The following is a 17,491-nucleotide window of genomic DNA, read 5'->3' as shown; positions in this document are numbered from 1 at the left end:
CGACGCCCTCCCCAAGATCGGATACGCTCCGCCGCGTGTCCGAAACTCTGCACTCCACTTCGAACTCCGCGCGCGACTCCTACTGTTCGAGCTGCGGAGCGCCCTACGGGGAGGGCGTCACCGGCTGGCCCCGCACCTGTCAGGCCTGCGCCACCGTGGCCTACCGCAACCCGCTGCCCGTGGCCGTCGCGCTCCAGCCCGTGTACGACACGAAGGGCACCGCCCTGGTCGTCATCACTCGAACCATCGCTCCCGCGCGCGGGGGCATCGCACTGCCCGGCGGCTACATAGACAACCGTGAGGACTGGCGGCAGGCCGTCGTTCGCGAGCTCAAGGAGGAGACAGGCATCGACGCGGCGGCCCGTGACGTGCGGCTGGCCGACGCGATGAGCTCCCCCGACGGTCACCTGCTGCTGTTCGGGCTCCTTCCGGAGCGCCCCGCGGACGGTCTCCCGTCGTCCGCCGCCACGGACGAGACCGAGGGCTGGCACCTCCTTCGCGGGCCCGAGGAACTCGCCTTCCCCCTGCACACGCACGCCGTGCGGGCGTTCTTCGAGGGCCGCTACATCTGAGCTCACCGCCGGCCGAGCCCGCGTACGCGCACCGGGTGGGACGGCACACGCACGCCGTCCTCACCCTCCCGCTCGACGACGACCCGCGGGCCCTCCCAGCGGGCGACGTACCGCTCGATCTCCGGCTCCGCCCAGCCGTCGCCCGCGTCCCGCACCACCAGACCGCCACCCGTCCGCCCCCGGACCGGTGCCCACACCTCCAGCTCCAGGCCGCCGTCGTCTCCGCGCACCGGTATGACGGCACCCGCGCGCGCGAGCACCGGAATACGCGACAGAGGGGCGTCCACGAGCACCTGCCCCGGCCCCTCGTACGCCCGCCCTGTTGCCGTGTCGTACCAGCGCCCCCGCGGCAGCTGCACGGAACGCCGGTCGGCGCCCGGGTCGAGCACCGGTGCCACCAGAAGGCAGTCACCCAGCAGGAACGCGTCCTCACAGTCCCGCAACGCCCGGTTACCGGCCGCTCCCCACCACACCGGGCGCACATAAGGGGCCCCCGTACGCCGGGCTATATGTGCCAGCGTCACGAAGTACGGCACCAGCCGCCGACGCTCGACGAGCGCCACGCGCGCGTGCTCCAACACCTCGGGACCGAACTCCCACGGCTCCCGGCGTCCCGCCCGCAGACTCGCGTGCGTGCGGAACAGCGGCAGGTACGCGCCCAGCTGGAACCAGCGCAGATACAGCTCCGGCGACGGACTGCCGTCGAAACCGCCCACATCCGGCCCTGAATACGGCACCCCGCACAGCCCGAGCCCCATCACCAGGGACAGGGACGCCCGCAGTCCCGGCCAGCCCGTGGCGACGTCTCCGGACCAGGTGCCGCCGTAGCGCTGCAGGCCCGCCCAACCGGACCGCGAGAAGACGAACGGACGCTGGTCCGGCACCAACTCCCGCAGCCCCTCGTAGGCCGCCCGGGCCATACACAGCCCGTACACGTTGTGCGCCTCGCGATGATCACCACCGCGTCCTTCCAGGGAGTGCCGGGCCGACCGAGGCAACGTCGACTCCCCGAAAGCGACGAACGACGTCGGCTCGTTCATGTCGTGCCAGAAGCCGGCGAACCCCTGGGTGATCCGCTCGGCGTAGAGACCTCCCCACCACTGACGCACGCGCGCGTGCGTGAAGTCCGGGAAGACCGCCTCTCCCGGCCACACCACACCCTCGACGAGCCGTCCAGACGCGTCCCGCACGAACGCGTCCTCGGCGACCCCGCTGTCGTACACGGCATTGCCCGGCGTGGCCTTGACCGCCGGGTCGACGATCGACACCAGGCGTATCCCGTCCCGGCGCAGCTCCTCGGCGAGCACCGACAGCTTCGGGAAGCGATCCTGGTCGACCGTGAACACCTGGTGCTCGTCGTAGTGGTCGATGTCGAGGTGGACCGCGTCGAGCGGCAGCCCGTGCTCGTGATAGCCCGCCACGATCCGGCGGACCTCCTGCTCGCTGCCGAAGCCCCAGCGCGCGTGATGGTGACCGAGCGCCCACGCGGGCGGTAGTGCCGGCGCTCCGGTGAGCGAGGCCCAGGCAAGCAGCACGCGCGCGGGGGTGCCCACCATCACCCAACAGCGCAACGGGCCCCCGTCCATCCGCATCTCGCACGCCCCGGGCCGGTCGTGCCCGGAGCCGGCGCCCTCCTCGCCCTCCCGCAGCGTGACCGTGCCGTCCCAGGAGGTGTCGTGAAACACCAGGTGCGTGCCCGCGTCGGCCACCACCAGCTGTACCGGCATCGTGAGGTAGAGCGGATCATCCTCCCGATCGAACGCGTGTCCGGGATCCGTGTTCCACAACCGGTACGTCCCATCGCGCAGACGCGGCCCGGACGCCCGCCCGCCGAGACCGAAGCAGCGCGCGTCCGCCGCCACCTCCGAGCGCTGCATCCAGCGTGCCGGGCCACCGCCTTGCGGCTCCCACCACCGGGGCGGCAGATCACGGCGCAACATCACGCCTCCCGGCGTGCACACCTCGACGGCACCGTGCCGTGAGACCACGACCGTCACCCGCTCCGCGACGACCCGCCACCCGCCGTCCTTGTCCGGCTCCAGCACCGCCCGGGGATCCGGCTCCGGACAGCGGTCGGCCAGCGCGTACGACGGCTCGGGCCCGGCACCGTCCCAACCCCAGAACACCGCCCCGTTCACTGCGACACGGATCGTCAGCTCCGAGCGGCTGAACCGCAGCGTCCCACCGCCGGGCCCCGGCTCCACCTCCTGCACGAGACCCGGCACCCGCGCGCGCTCGGGACCCCGCACCGGCAGCCCGGTGGCATCGGCGCGCCTCCTGCGCCACGCGGCCTTTACCGTGCGCAACCCCTGGAAAGCACCCACGGGACCGACCGCCTTCATCGAACGCACCAGGTCACGACCGTCCATGCTGTTCACCCTGTCACTGACCGCGTCACGCGCGCGGGTCGTTCAACTTGCGTTCACCTGTGGTGCGACCACATCTTCACGACACGGACTGTGTGGAGCCCGCCCTGGTGCAGAAGTCGATCACATGGCATCGTCCGTGTCAGCCGCGTCACGCGCACCACCCCCAGCTCGTGCGCGGGCGACGCACACGACGCGCACAGTCCGGGAGCCGCCCCATGCCGACAGTGAACCCCGAGCCGCTCTGGCGGCCAGATCCGGAGCGCATCGCCCAGGCGCAGGTCACGAAGTTCCAGACCTGGGCGGCCGAGCAGCACGGAGCCCCGTCCGAAGGCGGCTATCCGGCACTGCACCGCTGGTCCGTCGACGAGCTGGAGACGTTCTGGAAAGCCGTCACGGAGTGGTTCGACGTCCGGTTTTCGACACCCTATGCGCGCGTGCTGGGCGACAGTTCCATGCCCGGCGCCCAGTGGTTCCCCGGAGCAACGCTGAACTACGCCGAGCACGCCCTGCGCGCGGCCGCCACCCGTCCGGCGGAACCGGCCCTGTTGTACGTCGACGAGACCCACGAGCCGAGCCCGGTGAGCTGGTCCGAGCTGCGCCGTCAGGTCGGCTCACTGGCCGGCGAGCTGCGCGCCCTCGGAGTCCGCCCCGGCGACCGGGTGAGCGGCTACCTCCCGAACATCCCCCAGGCCGTCGTGGCCCTCCTCGCCACGGCCGCCGTGGGCGGTGTCTGGACCTCCTGCGCCCCCGATTTCGGCGCCCGCAGCGTCCTGGACCGCTTCCAGCAGGTCGAACCCGTCGTCCTGTTCACCGTCGACGGCTACCGCTACGGAGGCAAGGAGCACGACCGCCGCGACGTCGTCGCCGAACTGCGTGCCGAACTGCCCACCCTGCGTGCCGTGGTCCACATCCCCCTCCTGGGCACGGAGCCGCCCCGGGGAGCCCTGGACTGGTCGGCCCTGACGGCCTCGAACGAGGAACCCGTCTTTGAACAGGTCCCCTTCGACCATCCCCTCTGGGTGCTCTACTCCTCCGGCACGACCGGCCTGCCCAAGGCCATCGTCCAGTCCCAGGGCGGCATCCTGGTCGAACACCTCAAACAGCTCGGCCTGCACTGCGACCTGGGCCCCGAGGATCGTTTCTTCTGGTACACCTCGACCGGCTGGATGATGTGGAACTTCCTCGTCTCCGGTCTCCTGACCGGGACGACGATCGTCCTCTACGACGGCAGCCCCGGCTACCCCGACACCGGCGCACAGTGGCGCATCGCCGAACGCACGGGCGCCACCCTCTACGGCACCTCGGCGGCGTACGTCATGGCCTGCCGCAAGGCGGAGGTGCACCCGGCTCGCGAGTTCGACCTCTCCAAGGTCCAGTGCGTCGCCACCACGGGCTCCCCGCTCCCGCCCGACGGCTTCCGCTGGCTGCACGACGAGGTGCGCGACGACCTGTGGATCGCCTCCGTCAGCGGCGGCACGGACGTGTGCTCCTGCTTCGCCGGGGCGGTCCCGACGCTCCCGGTGTACACGGGCGAACTTCAGGCCCCCGGTCTCGGCACCGACCTGCAGTCCTGGGACCCGAACGGTCACCCCGTCATCGACGAGGTCGGCGAGCTCGTCGTCACCAACCCCATGCCGTCGATGCCGGTCCGCTTCTGGAACGACCCCGACGGCAGTCGCTACCACGACAGCTACTTCGACACCTACCCGGGCGTATGGCGCCACGGCGACTGGATCACCGTCACCTCGCGCGGCTCCGTCGTCATCCACGGCCGTTCCGACTCCACGCTCAACCGTCAGGGCGTGCGCATGGGCTCGGCCGACATCTACGAGGTCGTCGAACGGCTCCCCGAGATCAAGGAGTCGCTGGTCATTGGCATCGAGCAGCCCGACGGCGGCTACTGGATGCCCCTCTTCGTACACCTCGCCCCCGGGGCCCACCTGGACGAGGCACTCCTGGGCCGCATCAAACAGGCCATCCGCGAACAACTCTCGCCACGCCACGTCCCCGACGAGGTGATCGAGGTACCCGGAGTCCCGCACACCCTCACCGGAAAACGCATCGAGGTCCCGGTCAAACGACTCCTCCAGGGCACCCCGCTGGAAAGAGCCGTCACCCCCGGTGCCATAGACAACCTCGACCTTCTGAACTTCTACGAGGATCTCGCCCGCAAACGAGGCTGAACGCACGGCCAGGAGGGCACCTCAGCCGCCGTAGGTGGCCTCGGACTCGCCGAGCACGACCGCGAAATCCGAGGCCAGCCGCACCGCGTCGGTCGGCTCCAGCTCGGCGACGGAGATCCGTACCCCGGGCCCGGATGCCGACCGGAACCGCGCTCCTGCCGCGACCCACCAGCCGTGTGACCGCAGCCCGTTCACCACGGCCGACTCGTCCCGCACCGGCACCCACAGGTTCATCCCGCTCGCACCGTGGCCGACGATGCCGCGGGCCGCGAGTTCCCGGAGCAACGCACCCCTGCGCAGTGCGTACGTCTGCCGCGCGCGCTGCACCAACGCGCGCGTGCTGTCGTCGGTCAGCAGCCCGTACACCGTCTCCTGCAGGAGATGACTGACCCAACCCGACGTCAGCAGCAGCCGACCGTCGTGTCGGGCCACCGTGGTCGCGTCGCAGGCCGCGGCCGCCCATCGCAGATCGGTCCCCAGGAACTTGCTCACCGTCCGCACGTGCACCCAGCGCGGCAGCCCGCCGGAGGCGAGGGTCCACAAAGGCGCGTCCGCCACCACGGAGGCGTGGTCGTTCTCGACGACCAGCAGATCCGGCCCCTCCCGCAGAACACCGACGAGGGCGTCCCTGCGCGCCTCGGAGAAACAGCCCCCATAAGGGTTTTGCGCGCGCGGACTGCACACCAGCGCGCGTGCCCCCGCCCTCAGGGCCGCTCGAAGTGCCTCGGGTCGCAGTCCCTCGTCGTCGACGGTCACCGGCACGACGCGCAGTCCCAGCGCCGTGACCAGGTCCAGCAAATGGTGATACCCGGGATCCTCCATGGCGATCGCGTCACCGGGCCGTAGTTCGACCGACAGCAGCCGTCCGATCAGATCCAGCGCCCCGTGCGCGAACGTCACGTGCTCCACCGGCACGCAGTCGGGGCGCAGCCAGTCGCGCACGACCTCCTCCAACCGTTCCAACCTGGGTGTCGAACGATGGGAACGGGCGCCGGGGGACAGGCGGGAGGGCGGCACCAGAGCGGGCAGAAGCTCCGGATCGGGATGCCCGCCGGCCAGGTCCCGCAGCCCGCTCGGCACCTTGGGCGGCCTACGGGACGCCACGGCGGGGACCGGTGCCACGACGGTGCCACCGCGGCCGCGCGTGACCACGATGCCCCGCCGTCGCAACTCCTTGTAGGCCGTCGCCACGGTTCCCGGACTCACTGCGAGTTCGTCGGCGAGCCGTCGCACCGGGGGCAGCGCGGCCCCTGGCCGCAGCGCACCCTCGGTCACGCCTCGTTCGACGGACGCGGCAATCCCCTTGGCTGTCGTACCGCTGATCCCATATTGTGCTGCCACATTGGCAATTATGTATCAATACATAACTCGGTGCAAGGGGGAGTCAATGCATCCGATCCGTCGCGCAGCCGCACGGCCGAACCGCATACCCGGAGGACGCGACGGGCGCGCGATGCTGACCGTCGCCCTCGTCGACCGCGTCGGAAGCGGCCTCTGGGCATCGGTCAGCGTCCTGTACTTCACCTATGTCTCCGGCCTCTCCCTCGGCGAGGTCGGCACCCTCGTCGCCGCGGCCGGAGCGGTGGGGATCGCGGGCGCACCCCTCGGCGGCCGACTCGCCGACCGATTCCCGCTCACCCCCGTGCTCATCGCCGTCCAACTCCTGCGGGCCGTGGCGTCCTTAGCCCTGCTCACCACGGACCGATACGTCTTCCTGCTCGCCTTTTGTGCCGTCGGCAGCCTCGGCGACCGAGCCGCCAACGTCCTCACCAAGCTCTACGCCACCCGCGCCGCCGGCCCGGACCGCGTTCGCTACCAAGCGATCCACCGCACCGTCGCGAACGCGGGATGGGCGCTCGGCGGCCTGGCCGCAGCGGCGGCACTCGCCGTCGGCGACGCCGCCGCATATCAGTGGCTCCTCGCCGGCGACTCCCTTTCCTTCGTCGGTTCCGCCCTCCTCACCCTCCGTTGCGGCGAACCCTCCTCCCGAACCCGCACCGTGATCACGGCCAAGGACCCCAGGCCTGCCACCAGACCGACCAGCCCATGGCGCGACCGCACCTACCTCGCCTACGTGGCCACCGACACCGTCCTCTTCCTCGACGACGCGGTTTTCAAGGTCGGCCTGCCCCTGTGGATCGTGCACGTGAGCACCGTCCCGCAGGGCCTCGTACCCCTCCTGCTCGTACTCAACAACGTGCTGGTCGTGGCCCTTCAGGTCCCCCTGGCCCGGTTCGGCGCGACCACGGCGGCAGCCCGCGCGCTCCTGATCCCGCTCTCGGTCGCCTTCGCCCTGGGCGGCACGGCGATGACGGCATCGGCGACCGGCGGGACCCGCGCCGCCCCCCTGCTCCTCACCGCTGCGGCCGTGCTCTTCACCCTCGCCGAGATGCTCCACGCGACGATCTCCTGGGAGCTCTCCGTCGCCCTGGCCCCCGACGCCGCCCAAGGCGCCTACCTCGGTGTCCACGGCCTGGCCCAGGCCGCCCAGCGCAGCCTCGGACCACTCGCCGTCACCACCGTGATCGCCGCAGGCCCCCTCGGCTGGCTCACCTTCGGCGGCGGCATCGCCGTGACCTGCATATTTCAGCACCGCCTGGTCCGTGACCGACTCACGAAAGGCCCATTGTCAGTGCCATCGATTACTGTGAGTGAGCATTGATCGACTGTGCACACAGGGGGAAAACATGGCACACACCGACCACCAGACCATGCGACGCGTCCTGCGCCGAGAAATCGCCGGCACCATCGGTCTGCTCACCGACGAACACGACTTCAGTGCCATGCGGCACTACCGCACCTTCACGTTCGACGACCACGCCACCTACCTCCGGCAGGTCGAAGACCTCCTGAGGACACGCGCCCTGCAAGGCACCCACACCACCGTGGCCCTCTTCGATCCCCAGGAATACGCCGAGTACTGCGCCGCCAAGGGGCTCGACCCCGACGTCCCCGCCAACCGCACCCGCTTCACGGCCGAACTCGCGACCACGGGCCCCACCATCCCCTACGAGGGCCAACCTCTCGCCGACCTCCTGCCCACCCTCGTCGACGAAGCCGTCCGGCAGGCGACCTGGGAGTACGCGGCCACTCTCCTGGCCCGCCTCGGCGCCTGTGCCACCTGCGGCGAGGACATCGGCCGCGCCGCCTTCACGCGCGCATCGAACCTCGTCGCCCGCATCCTCGACACGGCACCACCCGGCAACCGGCACCTCGTCTGCAGCGTCACAGGCACACCCGAAACACTCGTCGCCGTCCTCCACTCGGACGACGGACCCAACGGGGCCGCGCAACTCGACGAGGCCGAAGCACTCGAGTTCACCACCGTCCTCGCCCTCGGCCTCGCCACCCAGGGCCCAGGTGGCCTGGTCATGCGCACCACAGCTCACAACACTGCCGACCGGATCTACGGGTGGCGGCTGCGAGGCGACGGCCTCGAACCCCTGACTGCCGGTGAGGTCTTCGACGCCTACTGCACCGACGCGGAGTCCGGCGACCTCATCTCACCCGAGTCCGGCGTGGACTACTGCTTCCCGCCGGACCTCGGCCAGGAGGGACCGACACCGGGCCACCAACACTGATCGGAAGAGACGCCCACACACAACAGGGGCGCCCCACCCGAAGGTGGAGCGCCCCTGCTCAACGGCCGATCGCCGACCGGATCCGACTACTCGCCGGACAGCACGGCCTGCGCCGCGCTGCGCGCCTCTTCGGCGCTGTCCGCCGCACGGGCTGCAGCCGCGGCACGCTCGCACTGCGCCAGCGTGTACTTCGCCAACGAGGCCCGCACATAGGGAATCGACGCCGATCCCATGGAAAGAGAGGTGACCCCCAGCCCCGTCAGCACACAAGCGAGCAGCGGATCGGCAGCGGCCTCGCCACACACGCCGCAGCTCTTGCCCTCGGCCGCGGCCGCCTCGGCAGACAGAGCGACGAGGTCGAGCAGAGCGGGCTGCCACGGATCCTGCAGACGGGACACCGCACCCACCTGCCGGTCGGCGGCGAAGGTGTACTGCGCGAGGTCGTTCGTGCCCAGAGACAGGAACTCCACCTCCTGCAGGATCGAGCGAGCCCGCAGAGCGGCCGAGGGAATCTCCACCATCGCGCCGAACTTCGCCCGCAGCCCAGCCTCACGGCACGCGTCCGCGAACGCCTTCGCGTCGGTGCGGTCCGCCACCATCGGCGCCATTACCTCGAGGTAGACCGGCAGCCCCTCGGCGGCCTTCGCCAGCGCCGTCAGCTGGGTCCGCAGGACGTCGGGGTGGTCCAGCAGCGTCCGCAGCCCACGCACGCCCAGTGCCGGGTTGGGCTCGTCGGCAGGGGTCAGGAAGTCCAGAGGCTTGTCCGCGCCCGCATCCAGGACGCGCACGACGACTCGCCCCTCGGGAAACGCCTCGAGCACCTGCCGGTAGGCCTCGACCTGCTTCTCCTCGGACGGCGCGTTCTTGCTGTCGTCGAGGAACAGGAACTCGGTACGGAAAAGCCCGACACCCTCCGCGCCGGCCTCGATGGCCGCCGGAACGTCGGCCGGGCCGCCGACGTTCGCCAGCAGCGGCACCTTGTGTCCGTCGGCGGTGGCACCCGGCCCGGTCGAGGCGGCCAGCGCCGCCTTGCGCTCGGCAGCAGCTGCCTCGAGCTGGGCCTTCTTCTCTTCGCTGGGGTTCACGAAGATGTCGCCGGTGCTGCCGTCGACGGCGATCACCGTTCCCTCGGCAAGCTCACCGGCGCCCGGCAGAGCCACGACGGCCGGTACGCCGAGGGCGCGGGCGAGGATCGCGCTGTGACTCGTCGGCCCGCCCTCCTCGGTCACGAAACCGAGCACCAGCGTCGGGTCCAGCAGTGCGGTGTCGGCGGGCGCCAGGTCCCGGGCGACCAGCACGTACGGCTCGTCACTGTCCGGGACACCCGGCATCGGGACACCCAGCAGACGGGCGACGATACGATTCCGCACATCATCGAGGTCGGCCACGCGACCGGCGAGGTACTCACCGGCTCCTGCCAGCAACTCGCGGTAGGCGGCGAATGCGTCGTAGACGGCACGCTCGGCCGTACTGCCGACGGCGATCCGCCGGTCGACATCGACCATCAACTCGGGATCCTGAGCCATCATGGCCTGAGCCTCGAGCACTGCCTGGGCCTCGCCCCCCGCCAGATTGCCACGCGCCATCAGGTCGGCTGCCACAGCCTCCACGGCCTTGCGGGCGCGCCCCTGTTCGCGATCCGCCTCCTCCGCAGGGATCTGCTTGGCAGGCGGTTCGAGCACCGCCGTTCCCATGTGCCGAACCTCGCCGATCGCCACACCGTGACTCACGCCGACGCCTCGCAGCGTTGTCTCCATCTCACCCGTCTCCGATAGTGCGGCGGGTCCCGCCGCCGCGGTGGTTGTCCTGTGTGCCGCCGCGTTGACGGCGTCGACACTACTGCCAGGAAAAGAGGACGTCGCCGGCCTTCACATCGCCGTCTTCACGGAGTTCGCCGAGGGAGTCGGCTGTGGCCTCCAGGGCGACGATCGGGCAGACCGGGGACTTGCCGGCTTCCTCCACGGCGACCGGGTTCCACCGCACGATGCTCTGCCCGCGCGTAACCGTGTCGCCCTTGTTCACGAGAACCTCGAAGCCCTCGCCGTTGAGCTGCACGGTGTCGATCCCGAGATGGGTGAGCACCCCGCGCCCCTCGGCGTCGACCACGACGAAGGCGTGCGGGTGGAGGGAGACGATGACTCCGTCCACAGGTGCGACGGCCTCGGAAGGCTCACGCACCGGGTCGATCGCCGTGCCCGGGCCGACCATGGCCCCGGAGAAGACCGGATCCGGCACGGCAGCCAGTCCGATGGTGCGTCCTGCGAGAGGGGACGTCACGGTGGTCATGGGAAGCCTCCCAGGGGTGGAGATGTACATGGGCCGTTACTGCCTGTCCAGGACGGCGCACTGCGCAGCAGGGTATGTCATATGAAGTACCGGTTCTGCACAAGAGCTCCCGATCGTGGTCTAGACCACTACCCTAGTCGATTTGCAGCGCCTCCGCGGCCCCGTGTACAGTCGTACTCCTGCTTGAGGGTGAGCGATGCGATCAAGCGCGCTTGCCGAGCAGCACCCAACTTGTCAGATCCTATCTCTGGATCATCTTCTGCATGCCTGCAGGACGGTGGCCAGGGGGCCGGAAAAACCCTGGTAGAGTTGGAAACGCAAGACCGAAGGGAAGCGCCCGGAGGAAAGCCTGAGAGAGTCTCTCGGGTGAGTACAAAGGAAGCGTCCGTTCCTTGAGAACTCAACAGCGTGCCAAAAATCAACGCCAGATATGTTGATACCCCGTCCCCGGCAGTGATAGCCGAGGATGAGGTTCCTTTGAAAAAACACAGCGAGGACGCTGTGAACGGCCGGGCTTATTCCGCCTGGCTGTTCCGCTCTCGTGTGTGCGATCCCGATTACGGGAAAACATTCACGGAGAGTTTGATCCTGGCTCAGGACGAACGCTGGCGGCGTGCTTAACACATGCAAGTCGAACGATGAACCACTTCGGTGGGGATTAGTGGCGAACGGGTGAGTAACACGTGGGCAATCTGCCCTTCACTCTGGGACAAGCCCTGGAAACGGGGTCTAATACCGGATATCACTTCCACTCGCATGGGTGGGGGTTGAAAGCTCCGGCGGTGAAGGATGAGCCCGCGGCCTATCAGCTTGTTGGTGAGGTAATGGCTCACCAAGGCGACGACGGGTAGCCGGCCTGAGAGGGCGACCGGCCACACTGGGACTGAGACACGGCCCAGACTCCTACGGGAGGCAGCAGTGGGGAATATTGCACAATGGGCGAAAGCCTGATGCAGCGACGCCGCGTGAGGGATGACGGCCTTCGGGTTGTAAACCTCTTTCAGCAGGGAAGAAGCGAAAGTGACGGTACCTGCAGAAGAAGCGCCGGCTAACTACGTGCCAGCAGCCGCGGTAATACGTAGGGCGCAAGCGTTGTCCGGAATTATTGGGCGTAAAGAGCTCGTAGGCGGTCTGTCACGTCGGATGTGAAAGCCCGGGGCTTAACCCCGGGTCTGCATTCGATACGGGCAGACTAGAGTGTGGTAGGGGAGATCGGAATTCCTGGTGTAGCGGTGAAATGCGCAGATATCAGGAGGAACACCGGTGGCGAAGGCGGATCTCTGGGCCATTACTGACGCTGAGGAGCGAAAGCGTGGGGAGCGAACAGGATTAGATACCCTGGTAGTCCACGCCGTAAACGGTGGGAACTAGGTGTTGGCGACATTCCACGTCGTCGGTGCCGCAGCTAACGCATTAAGTTCCCCGCCTGGGGAGTACGGCCGCAAGGCTAAAACTCAAAGGAATTGACGGGGGCCCGCACAAGCAGCGGAGCATGTGGCTTAATTCGACGCAACGCGAAGAACCTTACCAAGGCTTGACATACACCGGAAACGGCCAGAGATGGTCGCCCCCTTGTGGTCGGTGTACAGGTGGTGCATGGCTGTCGTCAGCTCGTGTCGTGAGATGTTGGGTTAAGTCCCGCAACGAGCGCAACCCTTGTTCTGTGTTGCCAGCATGCCCTTCGGGGTGATGGGGACTCACAGGAGACTGCCGGGGTCAACTCGGAGGAAGGTGGGGACGACGTCAAGTCATCATGCCCCTTATGTCTTGGGCTGCACACGTGCTACAATGGCCGGTACAAAGAGCTGCGAAACCGTGAGGTGGAGCGAATCTCAAAAAGCCGGTCTCAGTTCGGATTGGGGTCTGCAACTCGACCCCATGAAGTCGGAGTTGCTAGTAATCGCAGATCAGCATTGCTGCGGTGAATACGTTCCCGGGCCTTGTACACACCGCCCGTCACGTCACGAAAGTCGGTAACACCCGAAGCCGGTGGCCCAACCCCTTGTGGGAGGGAGCTGTCGAAGGTGGGACTGGCGATTGGGACGAAGTCGTAACAAGGTAGCCGTACCGGAAGGTGCGGCTGGATCACCTCCTTTCTAAGGAGCACTTCTAGGCAGCCGCAAGGTTGTCCAGGGGCCAGTACATCGGCGTACGTCCGATGCTGGTTGCTCATGGGTGGAACGTTGATTATTCGGTCCGGTTCACGGGTCGGAGGCTGCGAGTACTGCTCTTCGGGGCGTGGAAAGCATGATCTCCGGGCGGGACCGGGTCGGGCACGCTGTTGGGTGTCTGAGGGTATGGCCGTATGGCTGCCTTCAGTGCCGGCCCCAGTGAACTCCGGGTGTGACTCGGGGGTGATGGGTGGCTGGTCGTTGTTTGAGAACTGCACAGTGGACGCGAGCATCTGTGGCCAAGTTTTTAAGGGCGCACGGTGGATGCCTTGGCACCAGGAACCGATGAAGGACGTGGGAGGCCACGATAGTCCCCGGGGAGTCGTCAACCAGGCTTTGATCCGGGGGTTTCCGAATGGGGAAACCCGGCAGTCGTCATGGGCTGTCACCCATACCTGAACACATAGGGTATGTGGAGGGAACGCGGGGAAGTGAAACATCTCAGTACCCGCAGGAAGAGAAAACAACCGTGATTCCGGGAGTAGTGGCGAGCGAAACCGGATGAGGCCAAACCGTATACGTGTGAGACCCGGCAGGGGTTGCGTGTACGGGGTTGTGGGATCTCTCTTTTACGGTCTGCCGGCCGTGAGACGAGTCAGAAACCGTTGATGTAGGCGAAGGACATGCGAAAGGTCCGGCGTAGAGGGTAAGACCCCCGTAGTCGAAACATCAGCGGCTCGTTTGAGAGACACCCAAGTAGCACGGGGCCCGAGAAATCCCGTGTGAATCTGGCGGGACCACCCGCTAAGCCTAAATATTCCCTGGTGACCGATAGCGGATAGTACCGTGAGGGAATGGTGAAAAGTACCGCGGGAGCGGAGTGAAATAGTACCTGAAACCGTGTGCCTACAAGCCGTGGGAGCGTCGGACATCAAGCTTGCTTGGTGTCTCGTGACTGCGTGCCTTTTGAAGAATGAGCCTGCGAGTTTGCGGTGTGTTGCGAGGTTAACCCGGGTGGGGTAGCCGTAGCGAAAGCGAGTCCGAATAGGGCGTTTCAGTAGCACGCTCAAGACCCGAAGCGGAGTGATCTAGCCATGGGCAGGTTGAAGCGGAGGTAAGACTTCGTGGAGGACCGAACCCACCAGGGTTGAAAACCTGGGGGATGACCTGTGGTTAGGGGTGAAAGGCCAATCAAACTCCGTGATAGCTGGTTCTCCCCGAAATGCATTTAGGTGCAGCGTCGTGTGTTTCTTGCCGGAGGTAGAGCACTGGATAGGCGATGGGCCCTACCGGGTTACTGACCTTAGCCAAACTCCGAATGCCGGTAAGTGAGAGCGCGGCAGTGAGACTGTGGGGGATAAGCTCCATGGTCGAGAGGGAAACAGCCCAGAGCATCGACTAAGGCCCCTAAGCGTACGCTAAGTGGGAAAGGATGTGGAGTCGCACAGACAACCAGGAGGTTGGCTTAGAAGCAGCCACCCTTGAAAGAGTGCGTAATAGCTCACTGGTCTAGTGATTCCGCGCCGACAATGTAGCGGGGCTCAAGCGTACCGCCGAAGTCGTGTCATTCATACAATAGGGCCAACGCCTGTATGGATGGGTAGGGGAGCGTCGTGTGCCGGGTGAAGCAGCCGCGTAAGCGAGTTGTGGACGGTTCACGAGTGAGAATGCAGGCATGAGTAGCGATTCACACGTGAGAAACGTGTGCGCCGATTGACTAAGGGTTCCTGGGTCAAGCTGATCTGCCCAGGGTAAGTCGGGACCTAAGGCGAGGCCGACAGGCGTAGTCGATGGATAACCGGTTGATATTCCGGTACCCGCTGTGAAGCGTCAAACATTGAATCAGGCGATGCTAAGTCCGTGAAGCCGTTCCGGACCCTTCGGGGAATGGAAAGTGGTGGAGCCGACGGACCAGACTTGTAGTAGGTGAGTGATGGGGTGACGCAGGAAGGTAGTCCATCCCGGGCGGTGGTTGTCCCGGGGTAAGGGTGTAGGCCGTGCGATAGGCAAATCCGTCGCACATGGGGCTGAGACCTGATGCCGAGCCGATTGTGGCGAAGTGGATGATCCTATGCTGTCGAGAAAAGCCTCTAGCGAGTTTCATGGCGGCCCGTACCCTAAACCGACTCAGGTGGTCAGGTAGAGAATACCGAGGCGTTCGGGTGAACTATGGTTAAGGAACTCGGCAAAATGCCCCCGTAACTTCGGGAGAAGGGGGGCCATCACTGGTGAGAGGACTTGCTCCTCGAGCTGGGGGTGGCCGCAGAGACCAGCGAGAAGCGACTGTTTACTAAAAACACAGGTCCGTGCGAAGCCGTAAGGCGATGTATACGGACTGACGCCTGCCCGGTGCTGGAACGTTAAGGGGACCGGTTAGTCACTCTTCGGGGTGGCGAAGCTGAGAACTTAAGCGCCAGTAAACGGCGGTGGTAACTATAACCATCCTAAGGTAGCGAAATTCCTTGTCGGGTAAGTTCCGACCTGCACGAATGGCGTAACGACTTCTCGACTGTCTCAACCATAGGCCCGGTGAAATTGCACTACGAGTAAAGATGCTCGTTTCGCGCAGCAGGACGGAAAGACCCCGGGACCTTTACTACAGTTTGATATTGGTGTTCGGTTCGGCTTGTGTAGGATAGGTGGGAGACTGTGAAGCTTGGACGCCAGTTCAGGTGGAGTCGTCGTTGAAATACCACTCTGGTCGTGCTGGATGTCTAACCTGGGTCCGTGATCCGGATCAGGGACAGTGTCTGATGGGTAGTTTAACTGGGGCGGTTGCCTCCTAAAGAGTAACGGAGGCGCCCAAAGGTTCCCTCAGCCTGGTTGGCAATCAGGTGTTGAGTGTAAGTGCACAAGGGAGCTTGACTGTGAGACCGACGGGTCGAGCAGGGACGAAAGTCGGGACTAGTGATCCGGCGGTGGCTTGTGGAAGCGCCGTCGCTCAACGGATAAAAGGTACCCCGGGGATAACAGGCTGATCTTCCCCAAGAGTCCATATCGACGGGATGGTTTGGCACCTCGATGTCGGCTCGTCGCATCCTGGGGCTGGAGTCGGTCCCAAGGGTTGGGCTGTTCGCCCATTAAAGCGGTACGCGAGCTGGGTTTAGAACGTCGTGAGACAGTTCGGTCCCTATCCGCTGCGCGCGCAGGAATATTGAGAAGGGCTGTCCCTAGTACGAGAGGACCGGGACGGACGAACCTCTGGTGTGCCAGTTGTTCTGCCAAGGGCATGGCTGGTTGGCTACGTTCGGGAGGGATAACCGCTGAAAGCATCTAAGCGGGAAGCCTGCTTCGAGATGAGTATTCCCACCCACTTGATGGGGTAAGGCTCCCAGTAGACGACTGGGTTGATAGGCCGGATGTGGAAGCCCAGTAATGGGTGAAGCTGACTGGTACTAATAGGCCGAGGGCTTGTCCTCAGTTGCTCGCGTCCACTGTGTTGGTTCTGAAACCACGAACGGCCCCATGCCCATGGTCACGGGTGTGGTGCGGCTGAAACAGTTTCATAGTGTTTCGGTGGTCATAGCGTGAGGGAAACGCCCGGTTACATTCCGAACCCGGAAGCTAAGCCTTACAGCGCCGATGGTACTGCAGGGGGGACCCTGTGGGAGAGTAGGACACCGCCGAACTCCTTTTAGAGCTCTGGCTCTTGGGTACACAACCCAAGAGCCAGAGCTTTTTTGCGTTGGGGTATGGTCAGGGGGCATCGTTGGCTCATTTCCTACTGGAGGCCCCCGGGTGGAGGTCCAGGAGACCCGTGTCCAGACAAACCGGGTCCTCACCATCCCGAACATCCTCAGCATGGCGCGTCTCGTCGGCGTGCCCGTGTTCCTGTGGCTGATCCTTCGGCCCGAGTTCGGAGGTCCGCAGAGCGACGGCTGGGCTCTTCTCGTGCTGGCTTTCAGCGGGGTCAGTGACTATCTGGACGGCAAGCTCGCGCGGCGCTGGAACCAGATCAGCAGCCTCGGCCGGCTCCTCGACCCGGCTGCGGACCGGCTCTACATTCTCTCGACTTTGGTCGGTCTCACCTGGCGGGAGATTCTCCCTCTCTGGTTGACCGCTGTACTTCTCGCACGCGAGCTGGTTCTGCTGGTGATGGTGGGCATCCTCAGGCGACACGGGTATCCGCCGCCGCAGGTGAACTTCCTGGGGAAGGCGGCCACCTTCAACCTGATGTACGCCTTCCCGCTGCTTCTGCTCAGTGACGGAAGTGGATGGTTGGCGTCACTCGCTGCTATTTTCGGATGGGCGTTCGCCGGATGGGGTACAACGCTCTACTGGTGGGCAGGAGTCCTCTACGTGGTACAGGTCCGCCGCCTCGTTCGTGCGGACGCCATGGCCGACTGACCTCGCCGATCGGCAGCAGCATTGGCTCGATGGCCCGCGGCG

General features: G+C 66.0%; 9 protein-coding genes and 3 rRNA genes. 8 read left to right on the top strand and 4 right to left on the bottom strand.

The window, feature by feature from the left end; all coding sequences use genetic code 11:
- Window positions 1-35: 35 nt before the first annotated feature.
- On the top strand, window positions 36-572 hold the full coding sequence (locus tag OG289_RS10360) for an NUDIX domain-containing protein (protein WP_327313722.1): 537 nt from the start codon (window positions 36-38) through the stop codon (window positions 570-572).
- A gap of 2 nt (window positions 573-574) precedes the next feature.
- Here the strand turns inward: OG289_RS10360 and OG289_RS10355 are convergent, their stop codons facing one another.
- Window positions 575-2,941 (bottom strand): glycoside hydrolase family 31 protein, encoded by a 2,367-nt coding sequence (locus OG289_RS10355; protein WP_327313721.1) that lies wholly within the window; start codon window positions 2,939-2,941, stop codon window positions 575-577.
- Between the two features lie 215 nt (window positions 2,942-3,156).
- Here OG289_RS10355 and OG289_RS10350 point away from each other — a divergent pair, with 215 nt between their 5' ends.
- Complete coding sequence (locus OG289_RS10350; protein WP_327313720.1) at window positions 3,157-5,124, top strand: acetoacetate--CoA ligase; 1,968 nt, start codon at window positions 3,157-3,159, stop codon at window positions 5,122-5,124.
- A gap of 21 nt (window positions 5,125-5,145) precedes the next feature.
- On the opposite strand, the gene OG289_RS10345 is transcribed toward OG289_RS10350, so the two are convergent.
- Complete coding sequence (locus tag OG289_RS10345) at window positions 5,146-6,465, bottom strand: aminotransferase class I/II-fold pyridoxal phosphate-dependent enzyme (protein ID WP_327313719.1); 1,320 nt, start codon at window positions 6,463-6,465, stop codon at window positions 5,146-5,148.
- Between the two features lie 112 nt (window positions 6,466-6,577).
- On the opposite strand from OG289_RS10345, the gene OG289_RS10340 reads away from it, so the two are divergent.
- Entirely contained in the window at window positions 6,578-7,786 is a 1,209-nt protein-coding gene (locus OG289_RS10340; RefSeq protein WP_327313718.1) for an MFS transporter, read from the top strand.
- A gap of 25 nt (window positions 7,787-7,811) precedes the next feature.
- Entirely contained in the window at window positions 7,812-8,705 is an 894-nt protein-coding gene (locus tag OG289_RS10335) for a hypothetical protein (protein ID WP_327313717.1), read from the top strand.
- Window positions 8,706-8,791: 86 nt separating this feature from the next.
- On the opposite strand, the gene ptsP is transcribed toward OG289_RS10335, so the two are convergent.
- Window positions 8,792-10,462, bottom strand: coding sequence for a phosphoenolpyruvate--protein phosphotransferase (ptsP, locus tag OG289_RS10330; RefSeq protein WP_327313716.1), 1,671 nt, complete (start codon window positions 10,460-10,462; stop codon window positions 8,792-8,794).
- A gap of 79 nt (window positions 10,463-10,541) precedes the next feature.
- Entirely contained in the window at window positions 10,542-10,991 is a 450-nt protein-coding gene (locus tag OG289_RS10325) for a PTS sugar transporter subunit IIA (protein ID WP_327313715.1), read from the bottom strand.
- A gap of 570 nt (window positions 10,992-11,561) precedes the next feature.
- Between OG289_RS10325 and OG289_RS10320 the strand changes: the two genes are divergently transcribed.
- The 4 genes from OG289_RS10320 (at window position 11,562) to OG289_RS10305 (ending at window position 17,449) form a co-directional block, all read left to right on the top strand.
- Window positions 11,562-13,087: ribosomal RNA gene (locus OG289_RS10320) — 16S ribosomal RNA — on the top strand.
- A gap of 312 nt (window positions 13,088-13,399) precedes the next feature.
- Window positions 13,400-16,521, top strand: a 23S ribosomal RNA gene (locus OG289_RS10315).
- 93 nt (window positions 16,522-16,614) lie between these two features.
- A 5S ribosomal RNA gene (gene rrf / locus OG289_RS10310) occupies window positions 16,615-16,731 on the top strand.
- Together the 16S, 23S and 5S rRNA genes form the textbook arrangement of a ribosomal RNA operon.
- Window positions 16,732-16,840: 109 nt before the next feature.
- The gene (locus OG289_RS10305; protein ID WP_319348035.1) at window positions 16,841-17,449 is read left to right on the top strand and encodes a CDP-alcohol phosphatidyltransferase family protein; all 609 of its coding nucleotides are present in this window, start codon (window positions 16,841-16,843) and stop codon (window positions 17,447-17,449) included.
- The last annotated feature ends 42 nt before the right edge of the window (window positions 17,450-17,491 follow it).

It is taken from the genome of Streptomyces sp. NBC_01235 (genome assembly GCF_035989285.1).
In the GTDB taxonomy this organism is placed as follows: Bacteria; Actinomycetota; Actinomycetes; order Streptomycetales; family Streptomycetaceae; genus Streptomyces.
This window is presented reverse-complemented; position numbering and strand designations above follow the sequence as displayed.